General features: G+C 66.5%; 14 protein-coding genes. 8 read left to right on the top strand and 6 right to left on the bottom strand.

All coding sequences use genetic code 11. The features are described from left to right. The first annotated feature begins 27 nt into the window (after positions 1–27). From AABA86_RS12525 to AABA86_RS12555, 7 genes are read left to right on the top strand one after another with little or no spacing between them, the layout of a single operon-like run. Positions 28–1,416 carry an SWIM zinc finger family protein gene (locus AABA86_RS12525; protein WP_338306982.1) on the top strand — a complete coding sequence of 463 codons (1,389 nt, stop codon included), beginning with the start codon at positions 28–30 and terminating at the stop codon, positions 1,414–1,416. Next, a complete protein-coding gene (locus AABA86_RS12530) occupies positions 1,409–2,839 on the top strand; it encodes a DUF5691 domain-containing protein (protein WP_338306984.1) in 1,431 nt (476 codons plus the stop codon). Before AABA86_RS12525 ends, AABA86_RS12530 begins: the two co-directional genes overlap by 8 nt. After that, positions 2,836–3,912 (top strand): ATP-binding protein, encoded by a 1,077-nt coding sequence (locus AABA86_RS12535; RefSeq protein ID WP_212246341.1) that lies wholly within the window; start codon positions 2,836–2,838, stop codon positions 3,910–3,912. The genes AABA86_RS12530 and AABA86_RS12535 overlap by 4 nt, the downstream gene beginning before the upstream one ends. 16 nt (positions 3,913–3,928) lie before the next feature. Next, positions 3,929–6,154, top strand: a complete 2,226-nt coding sequence (locus AABA86_RS12540) for a DUF5682 family protein (RefSeq protein WP_338306987.1) — start codon at positions 3,929–3,931, stop codon at positions 6,152–6,154. After that, positions 6,151–7,332 carry a VWA domain-containing protein gene (locus AABA86_RS12545; RefSeq protein WP_212246345.1) on the top strand — a complete coding sequence of 394 codons (1,182 nt, stop codon included), beginning with the start codon at positions 6,151–6,153 and terminating at the stop codon, positions 7,330–7,332. Before AABA86_RS12540 ends, AABA86_RS12545 begins: the two co-directional genes overlap by 4 nt. Positions 7,333–7,385: 53 nt before the next feature. After that, positions 7,386–8,258 (top strand): bifunctional helix-turn-helix transcriptional regulator/GNAT family N-acetyltransferase, encoded by an 873-nt coding sequence (locus AABA86_RS12550; protein ID WP_338306988.1) that lies wholly within the window; start codon positions 7,386–7,388, stop codon positions 8,256–8,258. A gap of 56 nt (positions 8,259–8,314) precedes the next feature. Next, complete coding sequence (locus tag AABA86_RS12555) at positions 8,315–8,701, top strand: ester cyclase (protein ID WP_338306990.1); 387 nt, start codon at positions 8,315–8,317, stop codon at positions 8,699–8,701. A 21-nt stretch (positions 8,702–8,722) separates the two neighbouring features. Here the strand turns inward: AABA86_RS12555 and AABA86_RS12560 are convergent, their stop codons facing one another. The 3 genes from AABA86_RS12560 to AABA86_RS12570 form a co-directional block, all read right to left on the bottom strand. Then, positions 8,723–9,943, bottom strand: a complete 1,221-nt coding sequence (locus AABA86_RS12560; protein WP_338306992.1) for an MFS transporter — start codon at positions 9,941–9,943, stop codon at positions 8,723–8,725. A 305-nt stretch (positions 9,944–10,248) separates the two neighbouring features. Next, positions 10,249–10,827 carry a DUF308 domain-containing protein gene (locus tag AABA86_RS12565; RefSeq protein WP_338306994.1) on the bottom strand — a complete coding sequence of 193 codons (579 nt, stop codon included), beginning with the start codon at positions 10,825–10,827 and terminating at the stop codon, positions 10,249–10,251. A gap of 88 nt (positions 10,828–10,915) precedes the next feature. After that, positions 10,916–11,500 carry a TetR/AcrR family transcriptional regulator gene (locus tag AABA86_RS12570; RefSeq protein WP_338306996.1) on the bottom strand — a complete coding sequence of 195 codons (585 nt, stop codon included), beginning with the start codon at positions 11,498–11,500 and terminating at the stop codon, positions 10,916–10,918. A 78-nt stretch (positions 11,501–11,578) separates the two neighbouring features. Between AABA86_RS12570 and AABA86_RS12575 the strand changes: the two genes are divergently transcribed. Next, complete coding sequence (locus AABA86_RS12575; RefSeq protein WP_338306997.1) at positions 11,579–12,079, top strand: peptide deformylase; 501 nt, start codon at positions 11,579–11,581, stop codon at positions 12,077–12,079. A 57-nt stretch (positions 12,080–12,136) separates the two neighbouring features. On the opposite strand, the gene AABA86_RS12580 is transcribed toward AABA86_RS12575, so the two are convergent. From AABA86_RS12580 to AABA86_RS12590, 3 genes are all read right to left on the bottom strand, one after another. Further along, complete coding sequence (locus AABA86_RS12580; protein WP_338306998.1) at positions 12,137–13,018, bottom strand: AraC family transcriptional regulator; 882 nt, start codon at positions 13,016–13,018, stop codon at positions 12,137–12,139. 223 nt (positions 13,019–13,241) lie between these two features. Beyond that, the gene (locus tag AABA86_RS12585; RefSeq protein WP_338306999.1) at positions 13,242–14,501 is read right to left on the bottom strand and encodes a serine hydrolase domain-containing protein; all 1,260 of its coding nucleotides are present in this window, start codon (positions 14,499–14,501) and stop codon (positions 13,242–13,244) included. Positions 14,502–14,619: 118 nt separating this feature from the next. Further along, positions 14,620–16,623 carry a TonB-dependent siderophore receptor gene (locus tag AABA86_RS12590; RefSeq protein WP_338307001.1) on the bottom strand — a complete coding sequence of 668 codons (2,004 nt, stop codon included), beginning with the start codon at positions 16,621–16,623 and terminating at the stop codon, positions 14,620–14,622. Positions 16,624–17,079 lie beyond the last annotated feature (456 nt).

Here is a 17,079-nt window from a genome sequence, read left to right on the forward strand (position 1 = left end):
GTCGTGGATTCGATTTAGGACATCGGCGTGGCGATTGATCTGAAGGCGGTCGAGCAACTCGCGACCGATCAATCCTCGCTCAAGGCCGCCGCCGGCCTTGCCAAGCCCGCCAAATGGTCCGGCGTCGGCGGCAGCCGCGATGGCGCGCTGATCTGGGGCGAATGCGCGGGCTCCGGCGCCAATCCGTACCGCGTGATGGCCGATCTGCGCGACCTCGGCAACAAGTGCACCTGCCCGTCGCGCAAATTTCCCTGCAAGCACGTGCTCGGCCTGCTGTGGCTGAATGCGGAAGCAGTGGTGCCGTTCACGCCCGCCGACACGCCGGCCTGGGTCAGCGATTGGCTCGGCCGCCGGCGCGGCACGTCCGCGGCAAAGCCTGCGACCAATGCGCCATCCGGCGGCGAGAAGGATCTGGGCGCCGCGCGCGCCGCCGAACCTGAGGTCGCCGACGATCCGAAGGACGTGGCGCGGCGCGAGGCCCAGGCGGCCAAGCGCAACGAGGAAACCGAGCGTGCCATTCTCGATGCGCTGGATGCGCTCGAGCAATGGATCGGCGACCAGCTTCGCATGGGGTTGTCGGGCTTCATCGACGACGCCACGGCACGGTGCCGGCGGATCGCGGCGCGGCTGGTCGACGGCAAGGCCGCGGTGCTCGCAGGCCGGATCGACGAGCTGCCGTCCCGCCTCCTCGCGCTTTCTGCAGGTGACCGGCCGCGCGGCGCCGTGGTCGAGCTCGGCAAGCTGGTACTGCTCGCGCGCGCCTTCCGCGCCGCGCCACGCAACACCGAGATCCGCCGCGCCGTGGCGGCATCCGAGACGCGCGAGACGGTGCTGGCCGATCCAGATGCGCTGCGGGTCGATGCGGACTGGGAGGTCCTTGCCGAGCAGGTGCAGACGCGCCGCGACGGCCTGGTATCGCAGACCACCTGGTTGCTCAATCTCGCCGCGACCGGTCCGCGCTTCGCCACGCTGCTGGATTTTTTCCCGGCAAGCGCCGGACGGCGCGGTCCGGTGTTCACGCCCGGCGAGCGCTTTCACGGCGAGCTCGTCTTCTATCCGTCGGCGCAGCCGCTCCGCGCCCTGCTCGTCCGGCGCGACGCCGCACAGGAGATGCCGGCACCGGGATGGCCCGTGCCAGACGAAGCACTTTCCGAGGCGTTGACGCGACCCTTGCTGACAGAGCCCTGGGTGATCGACATTCCGCTGCTGCTGCCGCACGGGCGCATCGCGCGTGACGCTGCCGGACACACATGGTGGCGATCGGCCGATGGCCTCGCGACGCTGCCGGTGGCCTCCGAGGTCAATGGCATTCTGTGCGGCACCGATCTCGCGCGCACCGCCGCGATCTGGTCGGGCAGTCGGCTCGCGATCCTCGCCGCGCAGACCCCCTGGGGGCGGATCGGCGGCCATGACTGAGGCAACCAGGGCCGAGACGATCCTTGATGTGATGGGTTCAGTCCTCACGCGCTGGACCATGGGATCCGCGGCCGCGCCCGCAGCCACGTTCTGGCGTACCGAGCTCGGCGACGATCCCGCCGAAGCGGAATTGCGGCTGCTGGCGCTTTCCGGCCAGTTTCTCGGCACCTCGGTAACGATGGAGCCGGCTTCAGTGCTCCGCGCCCTGCCCGACATCCCGACGCTTGCACTGCCGACGGTGCCCGAAGAGCTGCGTCCGCTCGTGCGTCGGATCCTCGCGGCGAAGAAGCAGGCGCACGCCGGGACCGAACTCGTCCACTTCCTCGCGGCGCGCGGCTGGACAACGCATCCGGCCGACTGGATGCCCGCAGCCGACGATGACGACGCGCCGGACGTATATGCCAGCTGGCGCGACTGGGCGACGATTGCGGACTCCGACGGCGCCACCCGGCGGCAAACCAACGACAGCCTCACCGCCGAGAACTGGGACGATTTCTGGCCCGCTGCTCGCAAGGCGGCACTGGCCGAACTCAGGCGGCGCGACCCGTCCGCCGCACGCGCGGTGCTGGAGGCCAAGCTCGCGAGCGAGACTGCCGACACACGCTTGCGCCTGCTGTTGCTGCTGTCGGAGCGGCTATCCGACGACGACATCGCCTTTCTCGAGCGCATCGCGGCCGACGATCGCGCCCCCAAGGTCAAGGCGCTTGCCGTCTCGCTGCTCGCGCGTCTTGGCCGCGGCCCTGCGGCCGGCGAGGACGTCGCCGAGCTTGCCGGCTTCTTCTCGGTCAAGACCAAGGGGCTGCTACGCCGCTCGCGCGTGATCCAGGCCGAACCACTCAAGACGCCGGCGCAGATGCAGCGCCGCAAGGCGTTGTTCGACGGCGCCGACCTCGCTTCGTTTTCCGGCGCGCTGGGGCTTGCGCCGCAGGAGCTGATCGCCGCCTGGGACTGGAACGTGGACCATGCCGCCGACATGTCGCTGATCAACCTGATCGTCGCGACCGGGACGGATGCGCTGGTCGCGCAAGCGGCGGACGCCATCGGCGAACGCGATGCCACCGGCCTCGTTGCCGCGCTCGCGCCACGCCTTGCGCCCGCCGAACGCACGAGGCATGCCGAGGCGGCGCTGCGCACCCACGGCATCAGCTTCGAGCTGGCCCGACAGCTCGCAGGCGCAGCGGCACGGCTGGACGATCCGCTCTCCGCGCCCGCCGGCAAGACCCTGCTCGCCGCGCTTCATCGCGATGACGCAAGGCCCGGCGATCAGGTCTCGGAGCTTCACGCGCTCGGCCTTCTCGCCTCGCGAGACGGCGCGCGACAATCACTGCAACGACTGACGGCTGCGGGCCTCCTGCAAGGAGACCCGCGCCTCGACATGCTGCGGCTCAACGCCGCGTTGGACGACAACGGAGCGAAACCATGAGCGAGAAACTGCGCTTGCCCGCCGAGGACAGCTATGCCGCCGAGTTGAAGGCGCTTGCCGCGGGCGACGGGCATCGTCCGCCGGGCTGGGCGCTCTCGCCGCGGCAAGTGGTGACTTACCTCATGGGCGGAAAGGCCGCCGACGGGAGCGTGATCACGCCGAAATATGTCGGAGACAAGCGGCTGATCGAGACCGCCGTCGCGACACTTGCGACCGATCGCGCCTTGTTGCTGCTGGGCGTGCCCGGCACCGCCAAATCGTGGGTCTCCGAGCACCTCGCCGCGGGCATCACCGGCGACTCCACGCTCGTGATCCAGTGCACGGCCGGGACCGACGAGAACCAGATCCGCTACGGCTGGAACTATGCCCAATTGCTCGCCCACGGGCCGAGCCGCGAAGCGCTGGTCCCGACGCCGCTGATGCGTGCGATGGAGGGCGGCAAGCTCTGCCGTTTCGAGGAACTGACGCGGATGGGCAGCGACGTGCAGGACACGCTGATCACCGTGCTGTCGGAAAAGATGATGCCGGTTCCGGAACTCAACACTGCCGTCTATGCCCAGCGCGGCTTCAACATCATCGCCACCGCCAACAACCGCGACAAGGGCGTCAACGAATTGTCCTCCGCGCTCAAGCGCCGCTTCAACGTCGTCGTGCTGCCCCTGCCCGACAGCGCCGAGGAGGAAGTGGCGATCATCGTCAAGCGTGTCGGCGAGATGGCGCAGAATCTCGATTTGCCGGCACCGAAGAACGTCGCCGACGAGGTCGCGCGCGTCGTCTCGATCTTCCGCGAGCTGCGCTCCGGGTCGACCGAGGACGGCAAGGTCGCGCTGAAGTCGCCCTCGGGCGGGCTGTCGACAGCCGAAGCGATCGCGGTGATGATCGGCGGCATCAGCCAGGCGACCTTCTTCAACGACGGCAAGCTGACGCCGGAGACGCTCGCCAGCAACATGATCGGTGCCGTCGTGAAGGATCCGGTGCAGGATACGGCCGTGCTCGGCGAATATCTCGAAACCGTGTTGAAGAAGCGGCGTGGCTTCGAAGGCTATTATGCTTCGCTGACCGACCGGATCTGACAGCGCGGCGCGAGCGATGGCAGGCCAGGTCTCCCTCTTCGGCATCCGGCATCACGGCCCCGGCTCCGCGCGGCGGTTGGTGGAAGCGCTCGACGCGCTGAAGCCGGTCGCGGTGCTGATCGAGGGCCCGGCGGATGCATCGGAGCTACTACCGATGCTCGCCGACCCCGACATGGTGACGCCGGTGGCGCTGCTCACCTACGCCGAGGACAATCCGGCGAACGCCAGCTTCTTTCCCTTTGCCGACTATTCGCCGGAATACCAGGCCGCACGCTGGGCGGTACGCCACGGCACGACCCTGCGCTTCATCGACCTGCCGGCATCGGACCGGCTGGGTGCCACCGACGGCGACATTGCGGAAGAGATTGCGGCAAGGGCGGAGGCCGATCCAGTCAGCCACGACCCGATCGGGGCGCTCGCCACCGCCGCAGGCTATGACGACGGCGAGTCCTGGTGGTCCGACGTCATCGAGGAGAATCCTGCAACGGGCCAGATCTTCGCCGCCGTTGCCGATGCGATGACGGCGCTGCGCGCAGACGAGAAATCGCTGTCGGCCCGCGAGGCCGCGCGCGAGGCGCATATGCGGATCGAGATCGCGAAGGCGGCAAAGGACCACGATGGCGCCATCGCGGTCCTTTGCGGCGCCTGGCACGTGCCGGCGCTTGCCGAGCGTCGCAGCCTTGCTGCGGATCGCGAATTGCTCAAGGGCCGGCCGAAGACCAAGATCAAGGCGACCTGGGCGCCTTGGACCGCGCCGCGCCTGGCGCGCGCGAGCGGCTATGGCGCGGGCGTGGTGGCGCCGGGATGGTGCGCCCATGTCTGGGATACGCGCGACCGCGATCGTGCCGCGGTGTGGCTTGCCAAGGCGACGCGCGTGCTGCGCGATCGCGGCCACTTCGTATCGACCGCCTCGGTGATCGAGGCGCAGCGGCTCGGCACTGCCCTCGCGGCGCTGCGCGGCCGCCCTGCGCCGGGTTTCGCAGAGCTGCGCGAGGCGGCGATCGCGTGCCTGTGCAACGGCGAGCGCGCCATGTGGGAGAATATTTCAGCCGAGCTGTTGATCGGCGCAGGTGTCGGCGCGATCCCGGCCGCGACACCGCTCGCGCCGCTGCTCGAAGATCTCCAGCGGCAGCAGAAGGCGACGCGGCTCAAGCCGGAGGCGCTCGATCGGCCGCTGACGCTCGATCTGCGCAGCGAAAGCGGGCTGATGCGCTCCACGCTGCTGCACCGGCTGAACGCGCTCGACGTGCCCTGGGGACGGCTCACCGACGCGGGTCGCAGCCGCGGTACGTTTCGCGAGAACTGGCAGTTGCGCTGGGAGCCGGAATTCGCAGTCAGGCTCGTGGAGAATCTGCTCCACGGTTCGACCATCGCCGAGGCTGCCGGCGGACGCCTGATCGAAGCGATGGGCAAGGAAGCCGAACTGGCTCCGCTCGCGACGCTGGTGCGCAACGCCATGATCGCCGACTTGTCTCGCGCCACCGCGTTCGGCATCGCGGCGCTGGAGACCAAGGCGGCGCTGACCAGCGACGGACAGTCTCTGCTCGGTGCGTTGCCGCCGATGGCCGACATCCTGCGCTATGGCGAGGCGCGCGCCGGCACGGTCGAGCATCTGGCGGCGCTGATGCCGCGCATCGTGGTGCAGGCCGCACTCGCTTTGCCCTATGCCGCGCGCAATCTGGACGGACCCGCGGCGGCCAAGCTGCGCGGCGCGCTGCTCGCAGCCGACGCAGCGATCCAGCTTGCCCAGATCGAGCCCGAAATCGTCGCCAGCTGGCGCGATGCGCTGAGCGCGCTGCTGAACGATGATCAGGCCACCCGGTTGATCGCCGGCACCGCGGCGCGGTTGCTCTACGAGGCCGAGCTCTTGACTGCCGATCACGCGGCCGACCTGCTGACGCGGATGCTCTCGCCCGGCACGCCCGTTGCGGAAGCCGCCGGCTTCTTCGAAGGCTTCTTCGAGGGCGCCGGCCAGCGGCTGATCCACGATGCAACGCTGCGCGGCGCCGTCGACGCCTGGTTGATGACGCTGGACGAGGACGCCTTCACCGCCAGCCTGCCGCTGTTCCGCCGCGTCTTCTCGGCGCTGGACCGAACCGAGCGCAGGCGGTTGATGGACGCGCTGTTCGCGCGCAGCACCGATGCCGCCAAAGGATATCGGCTGCTCGCCGGCGCAGGTGATATCTGGTCCGCGCATCAGGTCCGCGTGCTCGAACTTCTCACCTCGGGAGCTGCGCGATGAGCGAAGCCGATGAACGCGGCCGCCGCTGGACGCTCGCCCTCGGCGTCGACGCGGAAGGCGCCGAGAACGGCCCAGCCCTGTCCGCCAGCGATCGCCGCATGTCGGAGGCGCTGACGGCGCTCTATGGCGACGGCGACGAGGCGCCGAAGAAGGGCCGCGGCGGGCTCGGCGGCTCGGCGCCGCGCGTCGCAAAATGGCTCGGCGACATCAGGGAGTTCTTCCCCGCGCCCGTGGTGCAGGTGATCCAGAAGGACGCCTTCGAGCGCAAGGGTCTGCGCCAGATGCTGGTCGAGCCCGAATTCCTTGCGACCGTCGAGGCAGATGTGAGCCTGATCGCCGATCTCATCGCGCTGCGCGGCGTGATGCCGGAGAAGACCAAGGATACCGCCCGCATCGTCATTGCCAAGGTGGTGGCCGAGCTGATGGAACGGCTCGAGCGGCGCACCGCGGACGCGGTCCGCGGCGCCTTGAACCGCTCGCTGCGCACCCATCGCCCGCGCTTTGCCGACATCGACTGGCCGCGCACCATCAAGGCCAATCTGCGCCACTACCAGGCCGAGCACCGCACCGTGGTGCCCGAACGGCTGATCGGCTTCCTGCGCCAGCAGCGTCGCATCGTCGATCTCGAAGAGGTCACCCTGTGCGTCGACCAGTCGGGGTCGATGGCAACCTCCGTCGTCTATGCCTCGATCTTCGCGGCGGTGATGGCCTCGCTGCCGGTGGTCGCGACCAAGCTCGTCTGTTTCGACACCGCGATCGTCGACCTGACCGAAGAGCTCGCCGATCCCGTCGAGGTGCTGTTCGGCGTCCAGCTCGGCGGCGGCACCGACATCAACCGCGCCGTCGCCTATTGCGAGGAGCGCATCGAACGGCCGGCGAAGGCGCATCTGATCCTGATCACCGACCTCTATGAAGGCGGCGATGCGGATGCGCTGGTCGACCGGCTGGCGCGGCTCGCAACGCGCGGCATCAACGTGATCGTGCTGCTGGCGCTGACCGACACCGGCCATCCCTCTTATAATCCCGCGCTGTCCGCGAAGGTCGCAAGTCTCGGCATTCCCGTGTTCGCCTGCACGCCGGATCAGTTTCCGGATCTGATGGCAACCGCCCTGAAGCGTGAGGACGTTGCCGGCTGGGCCGCCGACCAGGACATCAAGCTGATCCGGCCGGAAACCTAGCATCAGCTCCCGCTCGATTGACAGACCGCGATATCTGACTAAAGTCAGACATCATGCTCGACCCCGTTTCCCGCGTTCGCCGCTTCAACCGTGCCGTCACTTCCGCCGTCGGCGCGCTCGATACCTCGTTTCTCGGGCGCGGCCGCCCGCTCGGCGCGGCGCGCGTGCTCAATGCGATCGGGCACGGGCGTTCGGACGTGGCCGAGATCCGCGACTATCTCGGCCTCGATTCCGGTTTGATGAGCCGGCTTCTGCGCAGCCTGGAAGAGGACGGCCTGGTCGAGACCGCCGCGCATGAGGACGATGCCCGCCGCCGGGTCGCGACATTGACGCGTGCGGGCCGGCGCGAGTTCGCGGCCTATGAGGCACTGTCGAACACGCAGGCCGAGGGCTTGCTCGCGCAGCATTCGCAGGCCGAGACGCTGCTGGCGGCGATGGACCTGATCGCGTCCGCATTGACGCGCGAGCGTGTTGCGCTGGAGGAGATGGATCCGCGAAGCGAAGAAGCGCGTTACTGCCTCGGCGAGTATTATGCCGAGCTCGGCCGCCGCTTCAAGCAAGGCTTCGACGTCTCACTGTCGCGCGACCCTGACGCCAAGGACATGCGCCGCCCGCGCGGCAACTTCATCGTCGCGATGTCGGACACGCTGCCGATCGGCTGCGTCGGCCTGAAGGGCACCGATCACGGCTATGCCGAGATCAAGCGGCTGTGGGTCGCGCCCGCCGCGCGCGGATTGCGGCTCGGCCGGCGCCTGATGGACGCCGCCGAGAGCGCCGCGCGCGCGCTCGGCATCACGCTGCTGCGGCTCGACACCAACAGCGCGCTGCCCGAGGCCGGCCAGCTCTACCGCACGACGGGCTGGCGCGAGATCCCGCGCTACAATGACGATCCCTATCCGGACCTGTTCTTCGAGAAGCGCATCTGAGCTGGACCGGTTCGCGATCCTCGCGCGTTAGGGTCGAAGCCGTCGGGAGCTTCGATATGAGAAGAGACGACCTCGCTGCCATCTACCACGCCTACATCGCCTGCCTGAACCGGCAGGACTGGCCGGCCCTCGGCCAGTTCGTGCATGACGACGTCGCCCACAGCGCGCGGCCGCTCGGGCTGTCCGGCTATCGCGCGATGCTGGAGCAGGACTTTCGCGAGATCCCGGATCTGCGTTTTGACATCGAAATGCTGCTGTCGGATCCGCCCAGGATCGCGGCGCGGCTGAGGTTCGACTGCGCGCCGGTCGGGACATTCCTAGGCCTTGCCGTCAACGGAAAGCGCATCTCGTTCTGCGAGAATGTGTTCTACGCGTTCCACGACGGAAAAATCCGGCAGGTGTGGTCGGTGATCGACAAGGCGGCGATCGAGGCGCAGCTCTGACTCTGCGCCTCGATATCGAACCTACGCCGCCGCCGGCGCCACCTCGCCTTGCGGCTTTGCAAACGGCCTGAAGTTCATCGCCATCAGGAAGGCACCCAGGCCCATCGCCCAGGAAGCGATGTAGAGCCAGGCGTAGCTGGAGAAGGCGTCGTAGATCAGGCCGCCGGCGAGCGGGCCCGTCGCCATGCCGAGGCTGCCGGCCATCGCCGTGCCGCCGATCACCGTACCCATCATCCGCAGCGGAAAGTTCTCGCGGATCAGCACGGCGTAGAGCGGCATGGTGCCGGCATAGATGAAGCCGAACACCGCGCCGACGGCGTAGAAGGTCGCCAGCTGATGGGCGAAGACGTAGGCGAGCGCGCCGAACGCCTGGAGCAGCAGCCCCGAGACCAGCACGCGCTTGGCCCCGAAACGGTCGCCCATCAGGCCGAAGGCGATGCGCCCGCCGAGCCCGGCAAAACCCTCGATGCTGTAGATCGTCACCGCCGCGACCAGCGGGATGCCGCAGCTCACGGCATAGCTGACGGTGTGGATGATCGGACCGGAATGGGTGGCGCAGCAGAAGAAGTTGGTCGCGAGCAGGATCAGGAATTGCGGCGAGCGCAGCGCCTCGCCCATCGACATCTCGTTCTGCGCGGTCCCCTCGCCCGTTGGTGCGACCGCCGCATGGGCGAGCGCCGGCGGGCGGCGCACCAGAAGCGAGACCGGAATCATGATGGCGCCGACGACGAGCGCGATGATCTGCATCGAGGTGCGCCAGTCATGGTGCGAGACGAGCCAGGCCGCGAGCGGCGCCATCGTCATCGGCGCCACGCCCATGCCGGCCGACACCAACGATACGGCAAGGCTGCGATGGGTATCGAACCAGCCGGTCACGGTCGCCATCATCGGCGCGAAGATCGCCGCACAGGAGGCGCCGACCAGCAGGCCGAACACGAACTGGAACACGATCAGGGAGGTCGCATGGCTTGCCGCGAACAGGCTGAGCGCCAGCACCGTCGATCCCGTCAGCACCACCGGCAGCGGCCCGAACCTGTCGGACAGCGTGCCCCAGGCCATGCTGGTGAAAGCCATTGCCAGAAAGCCGATCGTCATCGCACTGGAGATGCCGGTCACCGACCAGCCGGTGTCCTTGGCGATCGGCTGCAGGAACACCGGCAGCGAAAACATGCCGCCGATCGCGACGCAGCCGAGCAGGCCGCCGGCGGCGACGATCACCCAGCGATAGTTGGAAGAAGTCATTTCGGTCTCCCGTCAGGTCTGTCTCACGTGGAAGACGAATGGGAACTGCGCCGGCCGACATGGCTCACGTCATTTTTGCCGCACGGGTTCGTGACCTGCCAACAAAAAAGTCGAAAACAACCCCATGCACAGTAGCCGGGCGCTGCCGGATCAAGGACTTACGAGGCCTGCGATTTGCGGAATGACGCGCGATTTGACCTGTCAGGCAAAACACCGGCACGATGGCATCATCCCGCCGAACTTGATCTCATCACCATCGAACGTCTGCCACCGACGGACAAGATGCGTTGCCGGAGGCGCCCGCCTCACAGCGCCGCGCCACGGCGCCACGTGCCGACGGTGAGCCAGACCGCCGAGACCAGGAAGTACAGCGCCCCGACCGCAGCATAGCCCGCGACGTTCGCGATCGACGGGATTGCGGGCATCGTGGCCTGAACGATGAAGAAGCCGCCTGCCAGCGCCGACTGGCCTCCGCTGAGCACCATGGTCCATTGCGCGCCGTAGCTCCTCCAGCGCCGGACCGCCGTGCCGAGCTGAAGCAATCCGGCAAGGATCGCCCACGCGCCGAGGATCCCGAGCACCCAGTTCATGCTCACCCGCAAGGCCAGGATGACCGCGACGGTGGTCGCCAGGCTGACCAGCACGTTCAGGGCCTGGGTGCGGTTCTGGTTCAATCCGCCGCTGCAGAGCGCGTCGAGATAATTAGCCGCGGCGTCCCATGCCGGGTAGGCGATCAGCAACGTTGCCGCGATCATCGCAGAGGACGGCGCGACGGCAAAGGCCGCAATGACCCAGGCGAGGGAAAACGCCGCGCGAAGGAAATAGTATTGCTTCAGCCATTGCGCACGGCCCGACGTATCCGAAGCCATCTCAAGATCTCTCATCTTCTTTCCTTACCTACTAGTTGGTAGCTTTCTGGCGAAACGAAATCGCCTCGCCGTTCAGATCGATTGCAGCGGTGCCGGTGTGGCGTCAGTGCCGGGGGGAAAGCCGATCCAGCAGCGGCCGCGCGATGACCCCGAACATTTTCGGATCGCCATAGGCTCGCGCCGACAGCATCGCGCCGTGAACGGTCGCCATGAATCCTTCAGCCTCGATCCGGGCCGTGCCGGAGAGCTGAAGCCGCCCCTGCCGCTTGCCGCGCTCCATCACCGATGTCAGCCACGACGCCAGCGAGCGGAAGTGAGCCCGGACCTCGAGCGCGACTTCTTCAGGCAGGATCGGAAGCTCGCTGGCGAGCAGCGCGCAGACACAGAACGGAGCCGTCGCGTCCTTGATGCACGCTTCCCAATACGCGACATAGCTCTTGAGCTGCTCACCGGGGTCCGGGACGTTGCGCTCCATGGCCGCCAGCCCCGCCTGGGCTTCCTCGCGATATCGCGACACGAGGGTGCGGACCAGATCGACCTTGCTGGCGAAATGGTGGTGAATGCTCGGTTTGCGGATGCCGACGATCTCGGCCACATCGGCGTAGCTGAAGCCGTTGTAGCCGCCGGCAATGATCAGCGTGCGGGCGCAGGCCAGAATGTCGTCGGCGGTCGAGGATATCTTGGTCATGGCAGGTTAGCTACCTTCCAGTTGGTAGGCAGTCAAGAACGGCGTGCTTCAACCCTCCGTGAGTGGTAGGAGCCCTGCATGACCATTCGCCCCATCGTGCGCTATCCCGACCGCCGGCTCGCGATGCCGGCACGCACCGTCACCGCTTTCGACGACGGCTTGCGTGAGCTTGCAGCGGATTTGCTCGACACCATGCGCGCCGCGCCCGGCATCGGCATCACCGCGCCGCATATCGGCATGCCCTTGCGCGTCGTCGTGCTCGAGCTCGACGCCAAGGACGGCCCCCTCACCTACGTCAATCCGGTCATTGAATGGACGTCACCCGAGATGATCCTGCACCGCGAGGGCAGCGTCTCGATGCCCGGCGTCAATGACGAGGTGCAGCGCCACGCGCGGGTGCGGATCAGCTATTGGGATCTCGACGGCAGCATGCAGAGTGAGGAGTCGGACGGCCTGCGCGCCGTCTGCCATCAGCACGAGATCGACCAGCTCGACGGCGTGTTCTGGATCCAGCGACTGTCGCGACTGAAGCGGGAGCGGCTGGTGAAGAAGTACGAGAAGATGGGGCGGGATATGTAGGGCGGGTTGGCCGCGACTGCGCTTCGCGCAGCCGCGGGCATAATCCACCTTAGGCAATCATTTCAGCGGCAGAAAAAGCTCCGCCACCGTCTCATGCTCGGGCACGTCCGGGAAGAAGCTCAGCCGCTGGCAATAGATCGGGAAGTCGCGTGCTTCCTCGCCGCTGGCCGGAAGCCAGTCGCGATAGAGGTAGAGCGCGGCGGGCTCCAGATTGTCGGTGTAGCCGACGACCCGCAGCACGGCGCAGCGCCCGCCGGGGATTTCGCCGGCCTTGACCTCTTCGCCATTCGCCTCGATCGGCTGGTCGGTCCCGACACAGAGGTCCACGCTGTAAGCGGCGGGCGAGGCAGGACGTCGTTCGGACCGCCAGACGTTGAAGGTCGGATTTGTCCTGGGATGCAGGCCCGCTGCCTTGCGCCAGGCGATGAACCGCCGGATGGTGTCGCCGAGCGTTGCCGGGTCGCCCCGATGCTCCATGATCGCCACCCGCGTCGCGGGCACATCGCGGATCGTCACGTCGTCGTTGGTGAAAGTCTTTTGCATGAGCTTGCTCCTCGCATTGTCGAGAGGCCCGAAGGCCACAAGCCACGGCTCCCAGTCGGGAGAGTTGCGGAACGACGACGGCGACTGCCCGAACCGTTGCCGAAAGGCGCGGGCGAAGGCATCCGGGGCTTCGTAACCGGCGTCCATCGCGATGTCGGTGACGCTTTGGACGTCACTGTAGGCCAGCCGATAGGAAGCGCGCTTCATACGGGCCAACTGGACATAGCGATGCACGGACAGCCCGAAGGTCGCCGTGAACTGCCGGTGGAAATGAAACTTTGAGAAGGCCGCAACGCCGCTCAAACTGTCCAGATCGAGATCCGTGTCGAGGTGCCGGTCGATATGGTCCAGCACCCGCCGCATCCGGTCCTGATAGTTTTGCAGCGCCGCCTTCATCGTCCCTCCTCCGTGGCGCCTTTAGTTAGGCGGTGATGGCCGTGAAGCGCTCGACCGATCTTGCGGTTTGAGAGGATATCGCGGCATTCGCCGGCCCGTAGGGCGGATTAGCGAAGCGTAATCCGCCAACTTTGACTGCGGCGTGCCGAGAGAATGGTGGATTACGCCGGCGGACTGCGCTTCGCGCAGCCGCAGGCTAATCCACCCTACGCAGCCTGGCGCCCTACCCGCCCGCCATCAGCGCTTTCGCCAGCGCCATGTAGGCCGGCAGCGTCACGGGATCGTTGGCGGCATTGCCGGCAACTGGGTGCGAGGCGTAGCGCGCGATCACCATCTCGGCCTTGGGATCGACATAGATGCCCTGACCGTAGACGCCGCGCGCCATGTAGGCGCCGTGCTCATTGTGCGTGACCCACCATTGATTGCGGTAGGACGCGCCGGGCAGCGTGGTGTAGCCGGCCGGCTTGAATTTCTCAGGGTCGCCGCCGCGTGCGATGTCCTCGACGACGGTTGACGGCACGATCTGACGACCGTTGAAGCGGCCGTGATTACGCATGGTCTCGCCGAAGCGGGCGAGATCGCGCAGTGTCGTGGACAGACCGCCGCCGCCGCTTTCGGTGCCGATGCGGTCGACGTGATAATACGCGTCCTCCTCCGCGCCCATGGGAATCCAGATGCGCTCCGACAGAAGAGCGGACAGCGTCATGCCGCTGGCGCGCCTGATGATCCAGGCCAGCACGTCGGTGTTGACGGTCTTGTAGGCAAAGGCCTTGCCGTGCTCGCCCTGCTTGTTTTGTGCGATGAGGAAATCGAAGATCGTGGTCGGGCCGTCATAGTCAGGCGGAATCGGCGCCATGCCGTTGGCGCGCCGAAGGCCCCACACATCCGAATTCTTGTCGGTGTAGACCTCGGTGTAGGCGAGCCCCGTGGTCATATCCATCACCTCGTGCACGCGCGCATCGCCGAACCCGCTGGCCCTCAGCTCCGGCACATAGTCGGTCACGGAAGCCTGGGGATCGATCTTGCCCTCGCTGACCAGAATGCCGGCGAGCACGCCGGTGAAGGACTTCGTCACGGACATCCCGATATGCGGCTTGTGCGGCTTCAGCGCGCCGAAATAGCGCTCATAGATCAGCCTGCCCCGATGCAGCACGGCGATGCCGTCCGTGTACGTCTCCTCCAGCATTTTCGCGAAGGTCATCGGCCGCCCGTCCATGGTGGTCGAGGCGACCGTGCCGATGTCGTGATCCGCCCGCGGCAGCGGTGAGGCCGGCCCTGCTCCGCGCCAGACATTCACGGTGGGCACGAGCTGGCGGATGTTGCTCCAGGCCCAGCGGAGTTCGGGGAAATTGCGGAAGGAGCCGTTTTGGAAGGTGATGGTGCGGTCCGGCGCCGGCGGAAAGCCCTTCATCCAGCCGACGGTTTCGGGATCGGTCTCGGCGGCGGTGGCGGGCTGTTGGCTGGGGGCGATCGCAGTGGACATGCAAGCTGGCTCCGGAGAGGACGATGCGGGCGTCGTATCACGGCCGAACGAGACGGACATCCGACGTTTCCGCCGGGTCCCTGCGCGCCGATCGGATCGGCGGCAGCGCCAGCCCTGCTCACCACCGCGCTGTCGCGCTCCCCAGCACGGTCCGTCCCTGCGTGAACGCGCAGGTCCCACCATTGCAGATCGGAACGCGCTCATCCGACAGATTGCGCGCATTCAGAGCCAAGCGCATGCCGCGATAGTCGTAATGCACGCCCGCATCAAACGCCGTGACGGCCGGATTCCTGATCGTATTGACCTCGTCCGCCCAGGTCTGCCCGATCCATCGCGCACCGGCACCGACGCCAAAGCCTGCAAGCAGGCCATTCTGCCAGGTGTAATCGAGGAAGATCGCCGCCTGCTGCAACGGCACGCCGATCGGCACCTTGCCGAGATCAAGGCCATTGCTGCGCGTCACGATGGCATCGGTATAGCTGTAGGACGCGACACCTTTGAGACCCTCGGCCAGCGACAGCACGGCCTCGAGCTCGGCGCCGCGCGAACGAACCTGACCGGTCTGCACCGAAAAAGTCGGAAAGGCCGGATCGATGGTCAACACGTTGTCCTTGGTGAGGTTGAACCAGGTCGCGGTGAAGTAACTGTTCCAGCCAAGCGGCTGATACTTGATACCGGCTTCAAACGATTCACCCGTCGTTGGCGCGAATGGTGTACCGCCGCGCTGGGGTGCCGTCGTGCCGGTTAGCGGCAGAAACGATGTCGCATAGTTCACATAGGGGGCAAGCCCCGACTCGAACAGATACAACAATCCGGCGCGGCCGGTGAACTTGCTTGGCTCGCTGTTGCTCGTCACACCCGTCAGGTCGTTGCGGTTCGAGAGCTCGGCAAAATCCTGCCGGCCGCCGACGGTCAGCCGCCAGCCGCCCCACGCGATCTGGTCTTGTGCGTAAAGCCCGACCTGGCCGAGCGTTTGGCTGTTGGTGCTCATGAGCCCCAGAGGCATCGTCGGCGCCGAACTGCCGTAAACCGGATTGATCAGATCGAGCGACGGCGCCAAGCCGGCATAATAGTCCAGCGTCGTGCTTTGCCGGAAATAATCAACACCCGCGAGGACCGTATGCTTGATCGGACCGGTGGCCAGCTTGGCCTCGATCTGGTTGTCGACGTTGAATGTGTTCAGCCGCTCACGGAAGGTCGCCGCGTAGCGGTTGAGGGTGCGGCCATCCGGCGACAAACTGAGCGCATCGACCATGTTGCCCTCGAACGACACATGTTCGAGCCGGACATGCTGCCGGAACGCCAATGCCTCGTTGAAGCGATGCTCGAGCCTGTAACCGACCGAGGCCTGCCACTGCGTGAGCGCGTCGAATGCGGGATCGCCGAGACGAATATTGGTGACCACGCCGGTCACCGGGTTGCGAAGGTAATACGGCCACATCGACGTCTTGCTGCGCTCGTACTCGGCCAGCACGGTCAGCGTCGTATCCTCGTTCAGCTTGGCGGTCACGCTCGGGGCGAAAAACACGCGGTCGTCCCACGTCCCGGGAATCTGCGTGCCGCTGTCGCGCACCAGCCCGGTGAAGCGATAGAGCAGCTTGTCGTTATCAAGGCTCGGTCCGCTGAAGTCGAAACGTCCCTGATAGCGATCGAAATTGCCGATATCGAGGCCAACCTCGTTGAGCCGCTTGTCGAGCGGCATCTTGCTCACATAGTTCACCATGCCACCGGCTTCATTGGCACCGTACAGCACGGACGACGGACCGCGCATCACCTCGATGCGCTCGGCGCCATAGGGCTCGTTGCGGAAATAGGCGAACGAGCCGTTGCCCTGCCGCAAGCCGTCCCGATAATTGCCGTACTGGTTGGCCGCAAATCCGCGGATCAGAAACTGATCATAACGCGGGTCGAAGCCGTATGGCTGCGTCTGCACGCCGGCGGTGTAGGCCAACGCCTCGCCGACGGTTCGTGCGCCGGTGTCGCGGATCTGGTCCTGCGTCACGACCGAGACGGACTGCGGCGTCTCGATCAGCGGCGTATTCGTCTTGGTGCCGGTGGCGCTGCGCGTTGCGACGAAGCCCTGGACCGGACCCATCGCACTCTGAAGAGTCGTGACCGACACCGGAGCTGCTGCAGCAATCTGCGCCTCCCTGCGCGGATTCGGCCGCCGCACCGATCGTCGCATCTCGCTTGCGGCACCGGGCCGCGCGGACTGCGCGCGGCGGGCCTGCTGCGGCTTTGGAGCATCGACCGTCACTGGCGGTAGCTGAGATTGAGCGTAACTCTTGCCGTCAAGTCCTGCATCCAACACGAACAAACTGCAGGTCGCGAGAAAACCATGCCTCACGGCATTCAAACTCAGCATTCCAATCCCCGGTGAGCAAAAAATCAGACGCGGACTTATGGGCACACGGAAACAAGGAAGCGAAATTGAATGGGTCTAAAGAATGTCGTCTCGTCGCGACTGTGGCATTGTTGCGACTCCGATCCCGTATGCGCAGCGTGCGACAATCTGGACATCGCACCCCTTGATGGATGGCGCTGCGAGCGCTGCGTCAAACCGCCCCGCGGCGATGTT

The sequence above is a fragment of the Bradyrhizobium sp. TM233 genome, assembly GCF_036247965.1.
Classification (GTDB): domain Bacteria; phylum Pseudomonadota; class Alphaproteobacteria; order Rhizobiales; family Xanthobacteraceae; genus Bradyrhizobium; species Bradyrhizobium ottawaense.

Bases quoted from the DNA above. Each gene is read 5' to 3' on its own strand.
- AABA86_RS12530 (WP_338306984.1), top strand. From the start codon at position 1,409: ATGACTGAGGCAACCAGGGCCGAGACGATCCTTGATGTGATGGGTTCA.
- AABA86_RS12535 (WP_212246341.1), top strand. From the start codon at position 2,836: ATGAGCGAGAAACTGCGCTTGCCCGCCGAGGACAGCTATGCCGCCGAG.
- AABA86_RS12540 (WP_338306987.1), top strand. From the start codon at position 3,929: ATGGCAGGCCAGGTCTCCCTCTTCGGCATCCGGCATCACGGCCCCGGC.
- AABA86_RS12545 (WP_212246345.1), top strand. From the start codon at position 6,151: ATGAGCGAAGCCGATGAACGCGGCCGCCGCTGGACGCTCGCCCTCGGC.
- AABA86_RS12550 (WP_338306988.1), top strand. From the start codon at position 7,386: ATGCTCGACCCCGTTTCCCGCGTTCGCCGCTTCAACCGTGCCGTCACT.
- AABA86_RS12555 (WP_338306990.1), top strand. From the start codon at position 8,315: ATGAGAAGAGACGACCTCGCTGCCATCTACCACGCCTACATCGCCTGC.
- AABA86_RS12560 (WP_338306992.1), bottom strand. From the start codon at position 9,943: ATGACTTCTTCCAACTATCGCTGGGTGATCGTCGCCGCCGGCGGCCTG.
- AABA86_RS12565 (WP_338306994.1), bottom strand. From the start codon at position 10,827: ATGAGAGATCTTGAGATGGCTTCGGATACGTCGGGCCGTGCGCAATGG.
- AABA86_RS12570 (WP_338306996.1), bottom strand. From the start codon at position 11,500: ATGACCAAGATATCCTCGACCGCCGACGACATTCTGGCCTGCGCCCGC.
- AABA86_RS12575 (WP_338306997.1), top strand. From the start codon at position 11,579: ATGACCATTCGCCCCATCGTGCGCTATCCCGACCGCCGGCTCGCGATG.
- AABA86_RS12580 (WP_338306998.1), bottom strand. From the start codon at position 13,018: ATGAAGGCGGCGCTGCAAAACTATCAGGACCGGATGCGGCGGGTGCTG.
- AABA86_RS12585 (WP_338306999.1), bottom strand. From the start codon at position 14,501: ATGTCCACTGCGATCGCCCCCAGCCAACAGCCCGCCACCGCCGCCGAG.